Genomic DNA, 15,213 nt, shown 5'->3' with positions numbered 1-15,213 from the left:
AGCGAACGCTATTGGACGAACGTTGGCCAGAGGCGCGGCAAGTACGCGCGGATGGCGTCGCGATAGGGCCTTTCGCCGGCGGCGATTTGTTCACGAAGGTACTGCTCGAAGGTGATCGTGCCGTCGGCGTGCTCCGGGGCCAGCAGCCCTCCGCCCCGAATCCCGCCAAACACCTTGCCGGGCAACCGAACCGGAACGATAGGGCGGCGCTTGCCGGCGATCCTCAGGTAGCTGCGGGCGAGGTCGTCGAGCGTGCGCGGCTGCGGGCCGCCGAGGTCCGGCGCCCGCCCGATTGGCTCGCCGAGCGCCAGGTCGGCCAACCGGGCGCCCACGTCGCGCACGTCGACCGGCTGGAACCTCAGCCCCGACGGCAGCGCCATCACCGGCGGTTTCGCCAGCATCCGCAAAACGAAAGCGATCAGGTCGTGAAATTGGGTGGCCCGCAGCACCGTCCACGGCACGCCCGACTCGGCGATGATGCGCTCGTTGGCCAGCATCGTGCGATAGAGCGCGAACGGGACGCGGTCGATTCCGACGATGGAGACGTAAACCAGATGCGGCGTAGCCGCCCGTTTGGCCGCCGCCACCAGCTGCTCGGCGGGATAGACGCAGTGCACGATCGCGTCGACGCCGTCCACCGCCGCGTCGAGCCCCACGCCGGATTGCACATCCCCGACGACGTGCTCGACGTCGGCGCGCTGGTGCCGTCGTCGCCCGCGGCTGACCACGCGGACCTCTTTGCCCGCGGCGGTCAGACGATCGACGACGACGCGCCCCACGGTCCCGGTGCCGCCGGTTACCAAAATTCGATTCGCCATACCCCTATGAACCGGGCAGACCCGCCGGATGTGACAACTGCTCGGCGAGGAATCGCAATTTGTCGGGGTTGGCCATCACCCGCAGGGCCGCAATCCGCTGCCCCGCGATCTCGAAGCACAGGACCCCGGCCAGGCTGTCGCCGTCGAACGCCAGCATCGCGGGCTCCCCGTTGACCTCCGCGACCTCGAGGCGCATCGCCGTCGGCCCCAAGTTCCGGCTGAACACACGCGCCACGTAGTAGGCCATCCGGTCGCGGCCCGCGATCACGCGCCGGGCCGCCCCGACCTTGCCGCCGCCGTCGGCCGTCGACGTCACGTCGTCGGTCAGGATCTCCACCAGACCGTCCACGTCGCCGGCACGGGCGGCGGTGAAGAACCGGTCGACGAGGCGCCGCCACTGCCCCCGGTCCGGTTGGAACCGCCGCCGCGATTCGCCCAGCCGCTCCTTCGCCCGCCGGTACAGCTGGCGGGCGTTCGCCTCCGACGTCTGCAGGATCTCGGCGATCTCGAAATGGCTGTAGCCGAACGCTTCTCGCAGCACGAACGCCGCGCGCTCGGTCGGGCCGAGCCGCTCCATCAGGCTCAGCAGCGCGATCGATACCGACTCGCGCTGTTCGGTGGTCTCGAGCGGGCCGAGCGTCCGGTCGTCGGTGAGCACGGGCTCGGGCAGCCACGGGCCGGGATAGACCTCGCGGCGGGCGCGGGCTGAGGTCAGCCGGTTGAGACAGAGGTTCGTGGTCACCGTGGTGAGCCAGGCCGGCAGCGATTCGATTGCCTCCGAATCGGCGCCGTGCAGTCGCAGGTAGGCGTCCTGCACCGCGTCCTCCGCCTCGCTCGCCGAACCCAGCAGCCGGTACGCCAGCCAGAACAGGCGCGGCCGCTGGGACTCGAAGTCCTGCGCGACGTCGGTCACCCTGCCAGACTGCCACGCGGCGGTGAGACCGCGGGCACGGCGTTTTGCGGCGCACGTTTGCTGAACCTCGGGTAGCTTCTGTGCATGTTTGGCATCATCCGGCCCTGCCGTCACCGGCTCGGCGGCGAGCTCGCGGACGCCTGGCGAGCCCAGTTGTGTGGATTGTGTCTGGCGCTGCGCGACGACTACGGCCAGGTCGCGCGGATCGCCACCAACTACGACGGGTTGGTGGTCTCCTTGCTGGTCGAGGCGCAGTCGGCCGCCGAGCCGACGCGCCGCAAGGCCGGGCGGTGCCCGCTGCGCGGGATGAAGCGCGCCGACGTCGCCACCGGCGACTGCGTGCGGCTGGCCGCGGTGGTCTCGCTGGCGCTGGCCGCCGCGAAGGTCCGCGACCACGTCGACGACGGCGACGGCATGGTCGGCGCGGCCGGGGTTCGCCCGGCGGCGCGGCGCATCGCCGAGCGCTGGGTGCGCCAGGGCACCGACGCCGGCCACACCCTGGGCTTCGACACCGGCGTGCTCGTCGCGGCGATCGACCGCCAGGCCGCGCTCGAAGCGTCCGCCGGCCCGGGCAGCCCGCTGCTGGCAGTGACCGAGCCCACCGAGACCGCGGTCGCCGAAGCCTTCGCGCACACCGCCGTGCTGGCCGGCCGCCCCGCCAACGCGGCCCCGCTGCGCGAGATCGGGCAGCTGTTCGGCCGGGTGGCGCACCTGCTCGACGCCGTCGAGGACTATCGCGACGACGTGGCGCGCGGCAAGTGGAACCCGTTGGCGGCCACCGCAACTCCCATCGAAGAGGCCCGCGCACTGTGCGACGACGCGACCCTGGGCATCGAACTCGCGCTGGCCGACGTCGAATTCACCGACGGGCGCCTGGCCCAGCGGTTGCTGACCGGCGAGGTGCGCCGCGCGATCAAACGCACCTTCAGCCACGCCGGCTACACCGCGCAAAGCGGAACGCCGCGCGGCCAGCAGGAACCCATCAACTTCGGCAACCAGCCCGGCCCGGGTGGACCCGCGGACGAGGGCGAAACCCCAAATCCCGGGAAACGCAAGAAGGGCGGCGACGGCTCGGGCTGCTGGTGCTGCTGCGAGGGCTGCGACTGCTGCTGCGACGACTGCTGCTGCGATTGTTAGGTGGGCCCGACTCCGCGACGCGGCAGTGACCACCCGCACCCTGAAGGTGGCCGTGGGACGGGTGTGACCCAAACCCCAACCGGCGCAAGTCGTACCCGTCCGGCAGGATTGGGCAGGTGTTTGGCCTCGTCCTGATCGTCGCGCTCGTCTCCACCGTCATCGTGGGGACGGTCATCGGCCGGCGCTACCGCGTGGGCCCCCCGGTGCTGCTCATCTCGCTCGGCGCCCTGCTGGGCCTCATCCCCAGCTTCGGTCACGTGCACGTCGACGGCGAGGTCGTGCTGCTGCTGTTCCTGCCCGCGATCCTCTACTGGGAGGGCATGAACACCAGCTTCCGTGAGATCCGCGCAAACGCGCGCGTCATCGTCTTGCTCAGCATCGCGCTGGTGATCGCCACCGCGGCGGCGGTGTCGTGGACCGCGCGATCGCTGGGCATGGACCCCCACGCGGCGGGCGTCCTGGGCGCCGTGCTGTCCCCCACCGACGCCGCCGCCGTGGCCGGCCTCGCGAAAAAGCTGCCCCGCCGGCAGCTGACCGTCCTGAAGGCCGAGAGCCTCATCAACGACGGCACCGCGCTGGTGCTGTTCGCCGGCAGTGTCACCGTGGCCGTCGGCGGGTCCGCCATCACGCCGTTCGAAGTGAGCAGCCGGTTCGTCCTTTCGTACCTTGGCGGCATCGCCGCCGGGCTCTTGGTGGGTGGGTTAGTGGTGCTGGCGCGCAAGCGAATCGACGCGCCGCAAGAGGAAGGGGCCATGAGCCTGCTGACTCCGTTCGCGGCGTTCCTGCTGGCCCAGGCATTCGACTGCAGCGGCGTGGTCGCGGTCATGGTGTCGGCCCTGGTCCTCGCCTACGCCGGGCCGGTGGTGATCCGGGCCCGTTCCCGCCTGGCGGCCTTCGGGTTCTGGGACATCGTGACCTTCCTGCTCAACGGCTCGCTGTGGGTGTTCGTCGGCGTGCAGATCCCGGGCGCGCTGCACGGCATCTCCCACGTCGACGGCGGCCTCCGCCACGCCGCCTACATCGCCCTGGCCGTCACCGGCGTGGTGATCGCCTCCCGCATCGTGTGGGGCGAAATCACCACCGGCCTGATTCGCCTCATCGACCGCCGCGAGGTCCAGCGCCAGCGCCGCGCCCCCTGGCGCCAGCGGTTCGTGATCGCCTGGGCGGGATTCCGCGGGGCCGTGTCGCTCGCCGCGGCGCTGGCCGTCCCGGCCACCACACTGAACGGCACGCCCTTCCCCGACCGCAGCCTGCTGATCTTCATCGTGACCTTCGTCATCCTGGTCACCGTCTTGGTCCAGGGGAGCACGCTGCCCGCCGTGGTCCGCTGGGCCAAGATGCCCGACGACCGCACCTACGTCCAGGAATTGGAAATGGCCCGCTGTCGGGGCAGTCAAGCGGCGCTCGACGCGCTCCCAACGGTCGCCGACGAGGTCGGCATCAGCGAGGAACTATTGGGGCGGCTGCGCAAGGAATACGAAGAAAAGGCCGCACTGGTCAAGGCCACCGAAGACGGTTCCACCAACCACAAACTGGTCAAGGGCAAGGAGAAGGTCCGACAGGTGCGCCTCGGCGTGCTCGAACACAAACGGCGCGAAATCACCGCCATGCGCAACCAGAACCTCATCGACGACATCGTGCTGCGCGAGTTGCAGAACGAGATGGACCTCGAGGAAGCCCTACTTCTCGACGCCGCCGACGACGAGTAGCGCGCCTCGTGCTGCAGACCGTCGCCATCCGCGGGTACCGGTCGCTGCGCGAGGTGATCGTGCCGTTGGGGCGGCTGTCCATCGTCACCGGGGCCAACGGCGCCGGCAAGTCCTCGCTGTACCGCGCGCTGCGGCTGCTGGCCGATTGCGGCCGCGGCGAGGTGATCGGCTCGCTGGCCCGCGAGGGCGGGCTGCAATCGGTGCTGTGGGCCGGGCCCGAACAACTCGGCGGCGCCCGGCGCACCGGCAAGGCCCAGGGCACGGTGCGCACCCGGCCGGTGTCGCTCGAAATGGGCTTCGCCGCAGACGATTTCGGCTACCTCGTCGACCTCGGCATCCCGCAGATGGCCGGGATTCAGTCGGCCTTCGGCCGTGATCCCGAGATCAAACGCGAAGCGGTGTTCGCCGGACCGGTGCTGCGGACCGGCACGACGCTGGTGCGCCGTACCCGGAATCTCGCGGAGGTCAGCGCGGGCCGCGGGTTCGACGAGCTCAGTCGCTCGCTGCCGTCGTATCGCAGCGTGCTGGCCGAGTACGCCAACCCGCACGCGCTGCCCGAACTCGCGGCCGTGCGCGAGCGGCTGCGCGGCTGGCGCTTCTACGACGGCTTCCGCGTGGATGCGGGGGCGCCCGCGCGGCAGCCACAGGTCGGCACCCGCACGCCGGTGCTGTCCGACGACGGCCACGACCTGGCCGCCGCGATCCAGACCATCATCGAGGCGGGATTCGACGACCTCGCGCGCACCGTCGCCGACGCGTTCGACGGCGCCACCGTCTCGGTCGCCGCCCACGACGGGGTGTTCGACCTCCAGCTGCGGCAGCGCGGCATGCTTCGCCCGCTTCGCGCGGCCGAATTGTCCGACGGCACACTGCGATTCCTGCTCTGGGCCGCCGCGCTGCTCAGCCCGCAGGCGCCCTCGCTGATGGTGCTCAACGAACCCGAGACCTCGCTGCATCCGGACCTGGTGCGGCCGCTCGGCTCGCTGATCCGCGCCGCCGCCGCGAAGACGCAGGTCGTGGTGGTCACCCATTCGCGCACGCTGCTGGAGGCCACCGGCGGCGACACCGTCGAGATCGAGCTCTACAAGGAGTGGGGCGAGACGCGCATCACCGGCCAGGGCCTGCTGACGACGCCGCCGTGGGAATGGGGCAAACGCTGAACTTGCCCGGCGGGCAATATTGCCCACTGGGCAGGTTTCCCGTACGTTGGTCCCCATGCCCGACCAACCGACCGGACTGCGCGAGCGCAAGAAGGCCGACACCCGGCGCGCGCTCAGCGACGCCGCGCTGAACCTGGCGTTCGAGCGCGGGCTGGAAAACGTCACGCGCGACGAGATCGCCGGCCTGGCCGGGGTATCGCTGCGCACGTTCAACAACTACTTCAGCGGCAAATACGAGGCGCTGGCCTACCGGCAGACCGAGCGCATGCGCCGCGGCATCGCAACGCTTCGCCAGCGCCCCGCCGACGAACCGCTGTGGACGGCGCTCACCCACGCGGTGCTCACCCCCCTGGAAGAGGACTTCGACGATTTCTACGGCGCCGAAAGTCGAGTGCCGAACCGCACGGATCTCGTCGAGGTCCGCAAGCTGCTGATGAACCCCCAGGTTCGTAACGCGTTGCCGCAGGACCTCTTTGACGAGTGGCTCGCGGCCGTCGCCGAACGCACCGGCACCAACCCCGAACGCGACCTGTACCCGCGGCTGGTGGTGGCCGTCGTGCGCGCCGTCGGCGACGCGGCGGCCGAGGCCTACGTGCGGGCCGACCCGCCGGTTGCCATCACGAAGTTGATCCGCGACGGCCTGGCCGCCGTCGCCGCCGGACTGCCCGAGCCCGCCAAGCGCAAGGAGACCCGCCGTGGCTGACGAGAACGCCGACATCGTCATCGCGGGCGCCGGCCCCAACGGCCTGATGCTGGCCTGCGAGCTGGCGCTGGCCGGCATCCGGCCCGTCGTGCTGGACGGCCTGCCCGGGCCCAGCGCCGAGCCCAAGGCCAACGGCCTTGTCGGGCAGGTGGTTCGGATGCTCGACATGCGCGGCCTGTACCGGGAGTTCACCGGCGACCCCAATCCCCCGCAACCCGCCTACGGGTGGATCTTCGCGGCCATGACGCTGAACTTCCTCGGCATCCCCGACAACCCGATGTACGCGCTGGCCATCCAACAGCCCCGGGTGGTGCGGCTGCTGGAGAAGCGGGCTCGCGATCTCGGGGTGGACCTGCGCTGGGGGCACGAACTCGCCGGCCTCCGGCAGGAGCCGGAATCCGTCGCGCTCACGGTGTCCTCACCCGAGCGCGAATACCGCATCGCCGCCGGGCATCTGGTGGGCGCCGACGGCGGGCGCAGCCTGGTCCGCAAGACCGTGGGCATCGACTTCCCCGGTTATACCTCGCAGACCGTCGGCCGGCTGGCCCACGTGCACATCCCCGACGGGCTTCGCCGCGCCGACGGCGGCATCGACATCCCGGGCTTCGGCATGCTGCGGTTCGGCCACACGCGGTTGGACACCGGCGGGGTGATCTACGCCGAGTTCGAGCCCGGCCGCTCGCTGTTCGGCACCATCGAGTTCGGGCCGCCGGTCGAGGACAAGCCGATGAGCCTGGCCGAACTGCGCGAGAGCGCCCGCCGCGTGCTGGGCGTCGATCTGCCGTTCGAGGAGCCGAAAGGCCCTGGGCCGCACGCCCTGCGCCGGATCAACGGGCAGAACACGCGCCTCGCGGAGCACTACCGCGACGGACGGGTCCTGCTGCTCGGCGACGCCGCCCATGTGCACAGCGCCATGGGCGGGCCGGGCCTGAACCTCGGGCTGCAGGATGCCATGAATCTGGGCTGGAAGCTCGCGGCCCACCTCAACGGCTGGGCCCCCGCCGGGTTGCTCGATACCTATGAGTCCGAGCGTCGCCCCGTGGGCGAGCGCGTCATGATGCACTCACTGTCGCAGACCGCCCTCATGGCGCCGGGTCCCGAAGTCGCGGCGCTGCGAACACTTTTGGGCGAACTCTTCGCCATCCCCGACGCCGCCCGGCACATGGCGAAACTGCTGGCCGGAAACGACGTCCGCTACGACGTGGGCGACGACCATCCGCTTTCGGGCTGGCCGGTGCCCGAGCTCACCCTCGACGGCGGCCGGCGGGTCGCCGAGCTGCTCCACGACGCCCGCCCGGTCCTGCTCGACCTCGGCGGCGTCGGCGCCACGGCGCACGGCTGGCGGGATCGCGTCGACGTAATCGAGGCGACCACCGACGACCCGCCTGCCGCGGCGCTGCTGCTGCGGCCCGACGGCTACGTCGCCTGGGCGGCGGCCACTTTCGGGGCGCCCGAGCAAGCAAGCCTGCGCGCCGCGCTACAGCGGTGGTTCGGGCCCTCAGCGAAAGATGTTGACGCTGCCGGGTAGCCCCAGGGGTGCGGGATCGCACCGCCCGGTGGCGGCGAGCAGAAAGTCGTGCTCCGCCATGCCGGTCTCTTGGGCGAACCGCTCGGTCGAGATTCCCAACAGCCGGGCGATGGCCGGTTCCGCGACGGCGGCGTCATCGCGTAGCAGGGCACCCAACACGAAGTCGAGGCCGGCGCGCAAACCCGGGCCGTCGTCGTGCGGCAGGCCGAGCGCACAACGGATGTCGTCACCGTGCACGTATGCGTCGTTCAGCAGCGCGTGCACGCCCTGGCCGAGCGTGAGCCCCGCCACCGGGCTGGGTGCCGACCACGCCGCGTCGTCGAACGCCGCGGCAAGGCTCGCAACGGAATCCGTCGCGGCATGCAGCCGCGCCGCCAGCGCGGCCGGGGATTCGCCGCGCAGCGCCGCCGCCTGATCGTCGGGCGTGCGGGTGCCGATCGCGCCGCTGACCGTGTCGACCACCTGGCCCACCACGTGGCCGGCGACGTCGCGCACCTGCCAGCCGACGCAGCGGGTTTCCCGCGCCCACTCCGAGCTATCCAGGGCGCCAATGAGTTCGGCGAAGGAGCGGTATTCGTCGACAAGGCCCGTGAAGGTCGCGGCTCGATCGGGTCCCGGCCGCACGATCGTGGTCATCGCAACGACTCCGTCGCGGTCCGCAGCTGGCCCAGCTGCTCGACGAATCCGTCGGGGCCGAGGACGGCTATCCGGCAGACCAGATGCCGCGCGCCGGCGTCGACATAGCTTGCCAGCCGGGCGGCGACGGCGTCGGGCGCCCCCGCCGCGAAAGTCTGGATCTGCTCGACGGCGTCGATGCCGAAACCGTATGTCTGGGAGCAGAAATGATCCAGAGCCGCCCGACCGCCGTCGGGATCGTCGGTGATCAGCACCGTAATGAACAACGCCGGCGTCACGGCGTCGGCGTCGCGGCCGGCGCCCCGGGCCGCGGCCCGCACCTCGGCCAGGCCGGACGAATAAGCCTGCGGTGTCGGAGGATACGGCAGCCACCCGTCGTAGAGGCGGCCGGCACGGGCCCGCGCGCCCGGCGTGTCGGCGGCCAGCCAGACCGGCGGGTCGGCCCCGTCGAACGGCGTGATGCCGGCCGGGATGTTGTCGAGATGCAGCACGGACCCGTGAAACGAACTGGGCTCCTTGGTGTTCCAGAGTTGGCGCCACAGCGCGACGGTGTCGTCGAGGCGCGCGAAGCGTCGGCGCCAGGGAACCTCGCAGGCGGCATACTCCACCTCGGACAGGCCGGGGAAGCCAGCGCCGACGGCCACCGCCAACCGACCGCCCGACAGCCGGTCGATGGAGGCGAGGACCTGCGCGGTCTGCACCGGGCGCCGCAGCGCCGGCTGCAGGGCGGCGGTGCCCAGGGTGATCCGATCGGTGACCGCGGCCGCCGCCGACAGAAACGTGAGCGCTTCGATGCGCGGGCGCACCAACGAGTCGTTCGCCCACAGCGAGTCGAACCCCAGATCCTCGACGGCGCGGGCGAAGTCGAGGAGCCGGCGCAGGTCGGCACCGGCCCAGGGGTCGGCGGCCAGGGGCGGCATCACACCGAGGCGAAGTGGCTGATTCATACGGCGATCGTGTCGCCGGAGCTGACGCGCGGCAATTCCCGCCAGGGAATAGCGCCCAGCGCCGTGAATGGGTTGACTGTTTGCATGTCCACGGCAATGCAGGGCGACTTCGGCACGGCGTTACGCGAATGGCGCAACCGGCGACGGCTGAGCCAGATCGACCTCGCCAACGACGCCGGCACCACGCAACGGCACCTGAGCTTCCTGGAGCAGGGCCGATCGGTACCGGGACGCGACATCGTCAGCCGGCTGGCCGACTCGCTGCAGCTGTCGCTGCGGCAACGCAACTCGCTGCTCTCGGCGGCCGGCTTCGCGCCCGCACATCCGGAGTCGGCGCCCGACGCGCCGCTGCTGCGACCCGTGCGGGAGGCGCTGCAGCATGTCCTCGACGGACACCTGCCGTATCCGGCCATGGTCATGGACGGCTTCGGCGAGCTGGTCGCCGCCAACGGCGCCTTCGGGCTGCTGACCGACGGGGTCGCGGGGTGGCTGCTGGAGGCGCCGGTCAACGTGCTGCGTGTCGCGCTGCATCCCGAGGGCATGGCGGCGCGGATCGTGAACCTCGACGACTGGCGGCGCCACATTCTGCACGGCCTGCGCGAGCGCGGTCCCCACCCGCGCATCGACGCGCTGATCGAGGAACTCGAGGGCTATGGCACGCCGGCACCGAGCGGGCGACCGATCGAATCGCTCGGGTTCGCGGTGCCGCTGCACCTGCGCTCCCCCGACGGCGACGTGCGGCTGGTGGCGACGATCTCGACATTCGTCACCGCGCTGGATGTCACCGTGTCGGAGCTGCGCCTGGAGGCGTTTCTGCCCGCCGACCGGGAGACCGCCGCGATCCTCGCCCGCCGTCACGCACAGTGAGGCGATTTCTTCACGGACTGTTCAGGCACGCGTCGGTTCCGCATCGATGACTGCACATGCGCGCCGCGTGTCCTCACGGTATGCGCGTTGTACAGGTCGCCAACTTTTATGGTCCCCGCTCCGGCGGCCTGCGCACCGCGGTGGACCGGCTGGGCGCCGAATACTGCGCCACCGGGCATGAGGTGTTTCTGATCGTGCCCGGGCGAAGCCCCGAACGCACGGAGTTGCCGACGGGCGTGGTGCGAATCACGATGCCAGCCCGGCTGATTCCCTTCACCGGCGGTTACCGCGCGGTGATGCCGGGACCCGTCAAGGCGCTCCTGGCGGCGCTGAAACCCGACGCGCTCGAGGTCTCCGACCGGCTCACCCTGCGGTCGCTGGGGCCGTGGGGCCGCGACTATGGCGCCAAGACGGTGATGATCTCCCACGAGCGCCTGGATCGCCTTGTGGGACAAATACTTCCGCGGCGCAGCGCGGAGAAATTCGCGGACTTCGCCAATCGGCGCACGGCCGCCAACTACGACACCGTGGTGTGCACCACCGCATTCGCGCGCGAGGAGTTCGACCGGATCGGCGCGACCAACACCGTCACCGTGCCGCTGGGCGTGGATCTACAGACGTTTCACCCGCGCCGGCACTCGTATCTGGTGCGGCGGCGCTGGGCCACACCGCAGCAGATCCTGCTGGTGCACTGCGGGCGGCTGTCGGTGGAGAAGCGGGTCGACCGCAGCATCGACGCCCTGGGTGCGCTGTGCCACGCCGGCGTCGACGCCCGACTGGTCGTCGTCGGCGAGGGACCGATGCGCGCCAGGCTGGAAAGGCAGGCGGCGCGGCTGCCGATCGACTTCACCGGCTTCGTCAACGACCGGCGCACCGTCGCGGAGCTGCTGGCCACGGCCGACGTGACGCTGGCGCCCGGCCCGCATGAGACGTTCGGCCTGGCCGCGCTGGAATCGCTGGCCTGCGGGACCCCGGCCGTCGTGTCGCGCACGTCGGCGCTGACCGAGATCGTCACCCCGGACAGCGGCGCTCTGGCCGACAACGACCCGTTCGCGATGGCGTGGGCGGTCGGCTCGATCGTCGGGCGACCCGAATACCACCGTCGCAGCTCCGCGCGGCGCCGCGCCGAGAGCTTCACCTGGGAACGGGCGGCGGCGGGCATGCTGGCGTCGCTGCAGACCGGCAAAACCGCTTAGCGGCTAGTAAATTCGCGGCAGCGCCGCGACCAGCGCCCCGACCTGCTCGCGCGTGAGCGTGGTGACGCTGCCGTCGGCAAGGCCGAGGATCCGGTCGATGGCGAGCCCGTGCAGCCTGAATCTCGTTGTCAGGCGGTCGATCGCCGCCTCGCGTGCCGGTTCGTCCGGGGCCTGCAACACCTCCACGACGTTCGAGTTCGTGCGCGCCGCGAGGCCGTAGATCATGTCGGCGACGCCGTCCGGGTCGAACGTGTCGAACAGCCCGTCGGCCACGCCGTCGGATATCAGCCGCGCCAGCAGCGGCAGGAACATGGCCTCCTCGACGGCGAGGATGCGCGCGTACAGGTGGGCATTGTCCGGACGCAGCAGCGACGCCGTCGCCGCCAACTGCTCGGCCCCGCCGCTCTTCATGTTCGCGTCGAAACCGGCTTGCAAGACCGCGTTGAGCCGCGCCAGCGCGTCACCATCGCAGGTGGCGAGGGCATCCTCGACGAAGGTGAATGTGTCGGCCGCACTGCGCTCGGCCAGGGCGGCTATCAGCGCGTCCTTGGACGGAAACCAGTGGTAGAAGGCGCCTTTGGAGACGCCCGCGTCGGCGATCAGGTCGTTGAGGCTGACGTTGTCGTAGCCGTCGCGCAGGAACAGCGCTGCTGCCCGGTCGAGCAGCTCCGCGCGCCGGACGTCGGGATGCTTAACTACCCGCGGCATTTGGTCGATCCGCGGCCTTCGGCTTCCAGCCCACGTAGGTCAGGTAGAGGCCGGCCGAGGCCAGGCACGCGAACAAAACCCAGATCACCGCCGACGCGCCCGAGGTGTAGACGGCGTTGCCGGCCGCATCGTAGGCCCGCGGGACGGTCAGCAGGAGCAACCCGCGTATCGCGAAGAACCAGCCGACGAGTGAGACGATGACGGCCGCGGGACTCCGCCAGTACTGGTGGAACGCGATGATGAACAGGCCGCCCATCAAGAGGATCGCACCGTAGAGCCACGGCCACATCGGATTGGCCTTGAACTCGTTGAACAGCTCCTCCATGTAGTGCCCGCGCACGGCGACGGTCGTCGGCACGATGGTGAGGTACGGGCCCATCACGCGGGCGAACATGCGGGTGCGGAAGTCCGGTTGCTCGGATCGGTTCATTGCGACACCTCCCTGGTCACCCAGGAAGGGTAACCGACCAGTGGTCGGTATGCCAGACCGCCGGTCGGGAGGGTGCGCTGAGGACTATCCGCCGCCGGGCTTGGTGGGGCTGTGCTTGCCCGGGCAGTAGTCCGCGGTGGCCGCGCCGATGAAGGTCTCGGCTTGCGCCTGGGTCAGCTTGTGCGACCCCGTCAGCTGGTCGATCTCGTCCTTCTGGGTGTAGCCCGCCTCGAGGTCCTTGCACATCGTGCGCGCCATGTTCACGACCTGGGCCGGCGAACCCAAGTTGATGCCGTGCCCCGCCAGGTATTCCGCGAAGTCCTGGTCCGTCTGGTCGGCGTGCGCGACGGCTGCGGGCACCCACGTGAAAGCCAAAAACGCGCCGAACGCGACCGCAGAAAGCTTCTTCTTCATTTCCCCATCACTTTCGAAAACCACACGGGCCGAAAGCCCACTGTAATTAATCCTCGCGTGCGAGCCGTTCCGTGGTCAATAGTCTTCGCGCGGGACCGCCCGCCGAAAGCCAAACTTCAATCCGCCGTTCAGTTTTAGTTCTGGTCGAGTTTAATTCTGAACGCACAGCTCACCCCGCCCGAGCCGGCAAGAGTTCACCGTCAGTTCCAGTTGCGTTTACTTCCCGGCGCGGGACTAGGCTCGCGGGGGTGGAGGCGCGCGACCAGGTACTGATCACGTCGACCGAGCTGGCCGCCCTCATCGAATCCGACGACCCGCCGGTGATACTCGACGTGCGTTGGCGCCTCGACGAACCCGATGGCCGTCCGGCCTACCTGGCGGGCCATCTGCCGGGCGCGGCGTACGTGTCGCTCGAGGACGAGCTGAGCGACCACGGCGTCGCCGGTCGCGGACGCCACCCGCTGCCGTCGGGGCGCAGCCTGCAGGCGGCCGCACGCCGATGGGGCATCGACCAAGCCGATTCGGTCGTCGTCTACGACGACTGGAACCGCGCCGGCTCCGCGCGGGCGTGGTGGGTGCTGACGGCCGCGGGGCTGGAAAACGTGCGCATCCTCGACGGCGGCCTGACCGCGTGGCGCGCGTCCGGACGAAGCCTCGAGACCGGCCCGGTCAGCCCGCCGCCCGGGAACGTGACTGTGCCACACGATGACCTGTACGCCGGCGGGCGGACCACCTTGACGGCCGCCCAAACCGGCGGGGGCGTGACGCTGCTCGATGCGCGTGCCCCGGAACGGTTCCGGGGCGACGTGGAACCCCTCGACCCCGTCGCCGGGCACATCCCCGGCGCGAAAAACCTTCCCAGCGGCGCTGTCCTGGCGGTCGACGGGACCTTCGTGGGCGACTACGCGCTCGCCCAACTGCTGTCCGACCACGGCATCGATCGCGAAGCCCCGGTGGGCGTCTACTGCGGCTCGGGCGTCACCGCGGCCATCATGATCGCCGCGCTCGCCGCGGCGGGCCGAGAAGCGGCGCTGTATCCGGGGTCATGGTCGGAATGGTGTTCGGATCCCAGCCGCCCCGTCGGCCGCGGGCCCGAATAACTCAGAAGCCCGCCCAGCTCCGCAGGAAGGACGCGGTCACCCGGGCCGCGTTTTCGGCCGCGATCTGCTTGTAGAAGAAGAACTCGAACGGGAAGCCCGGCAGGCGCAACGGGTCGCCGGCCCCGTCCGAGATCCCACGAATTCCGAGGAACGGCGTCCCATGCGCGTCGGCGACCGCCTGCACCGCCGCCGTCTCGTTGTCCGTCGCGTCGAAGGCCGGGTTGGCCGTCGACGCGATGTTGAGGTTGCTGATCAAGGAGTTTCGCAGCCAGGGACCGGCCGCCTGAAAGAAGTTGCCGGTGTACAAGAGTGAGCGATCGGGTGCGCTGCAGGGTTGGCATCCGAAGACGTCGCCGCCGTTCGGCACGCACGGAAACGCCCGGCCGTTGTTGTTGTCGGAGCTGGATCCGTCACCGCCGACGAGCAGCCGCGGCCGCCGCTTCAGGTCGATCAGCTTCACGCGGGGCGCGTACTTGCATAGGCAGATCGGATTGCCAAGGTAATTAACGCTTTCCAGGTCGACGCTCAGCGCCTGCGCCGCGGCCAGCATGCCGGGGTCGACCGGGTGAAAGGTCGCGCCCTGGTCCAGGGTCCAGCGCGCCGGCACCGCCACGTCCCCGATGTTGACGCGGGCGCCGCCCCCGGCGACGCCCGAGAACACCACGGCGCCAATGGAAACCGATGTCGCGCAGGTGAACCGCTCGAACGCGGTCCGGGCCGTCTCGGTCGCGTTCACCAGGCCGATGCCCGTCATCGCCACGATCACCTTCTTGCCGCCGATCGTGCCCAGATAGAAGCGTCGGCGGTCGGCCCGCACCACCGGGCGGCTGTCGAGCGCGGTCCGCTCCAGTACGGCATCGGCTTCGGCCGGGAAGGCGGACAGCACCAGCGTGCGCTGCTCTGAGCACGATCCCCCTGGTCTTTTGTCGGTCATGAATGCCGAGACC

16 protein-coding genes are annotated in these 15,213 nt (G+C 70.4%); 8 read left to right on the top strand and 8 right to left on the bottom strand.

Annotation, left to right across the window (positions count from 1 at the left end; genetic code table 11):
* Positions 1 to 8: 8 nt before the first annotated feature.
* The gene (locus AC5Y5E_RS18955) at positions 9 to 818 is read right to left on the bottom strand and encodes an SDR family oxidoreductase (protein WP_499904225.1); all 810 of its coding nucleotides are present in this window, start codon (positions 816 to 818) and stop codon (positions 9 to 11) included.
* 4 nt (positions 819 to 822) lie between these two features.
* Positions 823 to 1,731: an RNA polymerase sigma-70 factor gene (locus tag AC5Y5E_RS18950; RefSeq protein WP_499904224.1), complete on the bottom strand. Its 909-nt coding sequence runs from the start codon at positions 1,729 to 1,731 to the stop codon at positions 823 to 825.
* An 84-nt stretch (positions 1,732 to 1,815) separates the two neighbouring features.
* On the opposite strand from AC5Y5E_RS18950, the gene AC5Y5E_RS18945 reads away from it, so the two are divergent.
* From AC5Y5E_RS18945 to AC5Y5E_RS18925, 5 genes are all read left to right on the top strand, one after another.
* On the top strand, positions 1,816 to 2,868 hold the full coding sequence (locus tag AC5Y5E_RS18945) for a DUF5685 family protein (protein WP_499904223.1): 1,053 nt from the start codon (positions 1,816 to 1,818) through the stop codon (positions 2,866 to 2,868).
* A 116-nt stretch (positions 2,869 to 2,984) separates the two neighbouring features.
* Complete coding sequence (locus tag AC5Y5E_RS18940; RefSeq protein ID WP_499904222.1) at positions 2,985 to 4,577, top strand: Na+/H+ antiporter; 1,593 nt, start codon at positions 2,985 to 2,987, stop codon at positions 4,575 to 4,577.
* 8 nt (positions 4,578 to 4,585) lie between these two features.
* Positions 4,586 to 5,737, top strand: coding sequence for an AAA family ATPase (locus AC5Y5E_RS18935; protein WP_499904221.1), 1,152 nt, complete (start codon positions 4,586 to 4,588; stop codon positions 5,735 to 5,737).
* A gap of 55 nt (positions 5,738 to 5,792) precedes the next feature.
* Complete coding sequence (locus AC5Y5E_RS18930) at positions 5,793 to 6,440, top strand: TetR/AcrR family transcriptional regulator (RefSeq protein ID WP_499904220.1); 648 nt, start codon at positions 5,793 to 5,795, stop codon at positions 6,438 to 6,440.
* Positions 6,433 to 7,968 (top strand): FAD-dependent monooxygenase, encoded by a 1,536-nt coding sequence (locus AC5Y5E_RS18925; protein WP_499904219.1) that lies wholly within the window; start codon positions 6,433 to 6,435, stop codon positions 7,966 to 7,968. The genes AC5Y5E_RS18930 and AC5Y5E_RS18925 overlap by 8 nt, the downstream gene beginning before the upstream one ends.
* On the opposite strand, the gene AC5Y5E_RS18920 is transcribed toward AC5Y5E_RS18925, so the two are convergent.
* Complete coding sequence (locus tag AC5Y5E_RS18920; RefSeq protein ID WP_499904218.1) at positions 7,939 to 8,604, bottom strand: maleylpyruvate isomerase family mycothiol-dependent enzyme; 666 nt, start codon at positions 8,602 to 8,604, stop codon at positions 7,939 to 7,941. The genes AC5Y5E_RS18925 and AC5Y5E_RS18920 overlap by 30 nt on opposite strands.
* Complete coding sequence (locus AC5Y5E_RS18915; protein ID WP_499904217.1) at positions 8,601 to 9,551, bottom strand: LLM class flavin-dependent oxidoreductase; 951 nt, start codon at positions 9,549 to 9,551, stop codon at positions 8,601 to 8,603. Before AC5Y5E_RS18915 ends, AC5Y5E_RS18920 begins: the two co-directional genes overlap by 4 nt.
* An 84-nt stretch (positions 9,552 to 9,635) precedes the next feature.
* Between AC5Y5E_RS18915 and AC5Y5E_RS18910 the strand changes: the two genes are divergently transcribed.
* Together AC5Y5E_RS18910 and AC5Y5E_RS18905 are read left to right on the top strand one after the other, a co-directional pair.
* Positions 9,636 to 10,418, top strand: coding sequence for a helix-turn-helix domain-containing protein (locus tag AC5Y5E_RS18910; protein ID WP_499904216.1), 783 nt, complete (start codon positions 9,636 to 9,638; stop codon positions 10,416 to 10,418).
* 80 nt (positions 10,419 to 10,498) lie between these two features.
* On the top strand, positions 10,499 to 11,614 hold the full coding sequence (locus AC5Y5E_RS18905; protein ID WP_499904215.1) for a glycosyltransferase: 1,116 nt from the start codon (positions 10,499 to 10,501) through the stop codon (positions 11,612 to 11,614).
* A 3-nt stretch (positions 11,615 to 11,617) separates the two neighbouring features.
* Here the strand turns inward: AC5Y5E_RS18905 and AC5Y5E_RS18900 are convergent, their stop codons facing one another.
* The 3 genes from AC5Y5E_RS18900 to AC5Y5E_RS18890 all read right to left on the bottom strand — a co-directional run bounded on the left by AC5Y5E_RS18900 (position 11,618) and on the right by AC5Y5E_RS18890 (position 13,166).
* Complete coding sequence (locus tag AC5Y5E_RS18900) at positions 11,618 to 12,322, bottom strand: TetR/AcrR family transcriptional regulator (protein WP_499904214.1); 705 nt, start codon at positions 12,320 to 12,322, stop codon at positions 11,618 to 11,620.
* Positions 12,306 to 12,752 carry a hypothetical protein gene (locus AC5Y5E_RS18895; protein ID WP_499904213.1) on the bottom strand — a complete coding sequence of 149 codons (447 nt, stop codon included), beginning with the start codon at positions 12,750 to 12,752 and terminating at the stop codon, positions 12,306 to 12,308. Before AC5Y5E_RS18895 ends, AC5Y5E_RS18900 begins: the two co-directional genes overlap by 17 nt.
* A gap of 84 nt (positions 12,753 to 12,836) precedes the next feature.
* Entirely contained in the window at positions 12,837 to 13,166 is a 330-nt protein-coding gene (locus tag AC5Y5E_RS18890; protein ID WP_499904212.1) for a DUF732 domain-containing protein, read from the bottom strand.
* 248 nt (positions 13,167 to 13,414) lie between these two features.
* On the opposite strand from AC5Y5E_RS18890, the gene AC5Y5E_RS18885 reads away from it, so the two are divergent.
* Positions 13,415 to 14,266: a sulfurtransferase gene (locus AC5Y5E_RS18885; protein ID WP_499904211.1), complete on the top strand. Its 852-nt coding sequence runs from the start codon at positions 13,415 to 13,417 to the stop codon at positions 14,264 to 14,266.
* A 1-nt stretch (position 14,267) separates the two neighbouring features.
* Here AC5Y5E_RS18885 and AC5Y5E_RS18880 read toward each other — a convergent pair whose 3' ends face one another.
* A complete protein-coding gene (locus tag AC5Y5E_RS18880; protein WP_499904210.1) occupies positions 14,268 to 15,200 on the bottom strand; it encodes a 5'-methylthioadenosine/S-adenosylhomocysteine nucleosidase in 933 nt (310 codons plus the stop codon).
* Positions 15,201 to 15,213: the final 13 nt, after the last annotated feature.

It is taken from the genome of Mycobacterium sp. NGS54 (assembly GCF_059812465.1).
This window is presented reverse-complemented; position numbering and strand designations above follow the sequence as displayed.

Bases quoted from the DNA above. Each gene is read 5' to 3' on its own strand.
- AC5Y5E_RS18955 (WP_499904225.1), bottom strand. From the start codon at position 818: ATGGCGAATCGAATTTTGGTAACCGGCGGCACCGGGACCGTGGGGCGC.
- AC5Y5E_RS18945 (WP_499904223.1), top strand. From the start codon at position 1,816: ATGTTTGGCATCATCCGGCCCTGCCGTCACCGGCTCGGCGGCGAGCTC.
- AC5Y5E_RS18930 (WP_499904220.1), top strand. From the start codon at position 5,793: ATGCCCGACCAACCGACCGGACTGCGCGAGCGCAAGAAGGCCGACACC.
- AC5Y5E_RS18920 (WP_499904218.1), bottom strand. From the start codon at position 8,604: ATGACCACGATCGTGCGGCCGGGACCCGATCGAGCCGCGACCTTCACG.
- AC5Y5E_RS18915 (WP_499904217.1), bottom strand. From the start codon at position 9,551: ATGAATCAGCCACTTCGCCTCGGTGTGATGCCGCCCCTGGCCGCCGAC.
- AC5Y5E_RS18910 (WP_499904216.1), top strand. From the start codon at position 9,636: ATGTCCACGGCAATGCAGGGCGACTTCGGCACGGCGTTACGCGAATGG.
- AC5Y5E_RS18905 (WP_499904215.1), top strand. From the start codon at position 10,499: ATGCGCGTTGTACAGGTCGCCAACTTTTATGGTCCCCGCTCCGGCGGC.
- AC5Y5E_RS18900 (WP_499904214.1), bottom strand. From the start codon at position 12,322: ATGCCGCGGGTAGTTAAGCATCCCGACGTCCGGCGCGCGGAGCTGCTC.
- AC5Y5E_RS18895 (WP_499904213.1), bottom strand. From the start codon at position 12,752: ATGAACCGATCCGAGCAACCGGACTTCCGCACCCGCATGTTCGCCCGC.
- AC5Y5E_RS18890 (WP_499904212.1), bottom strand. From the start codon at position 13,166: ATGAAGAAGAAGCTTTCTGCGGTCGCGTTCGGCGCGTTTTTGGCTTTC.
- AC5Y5E_RS18880 (WP_499904210.1), bottom strand. From the start codon at position 15,200: ATGACCGACAAAAGACCAGGGGGATCGTGCTCAGAGCAGCGCACGCTG.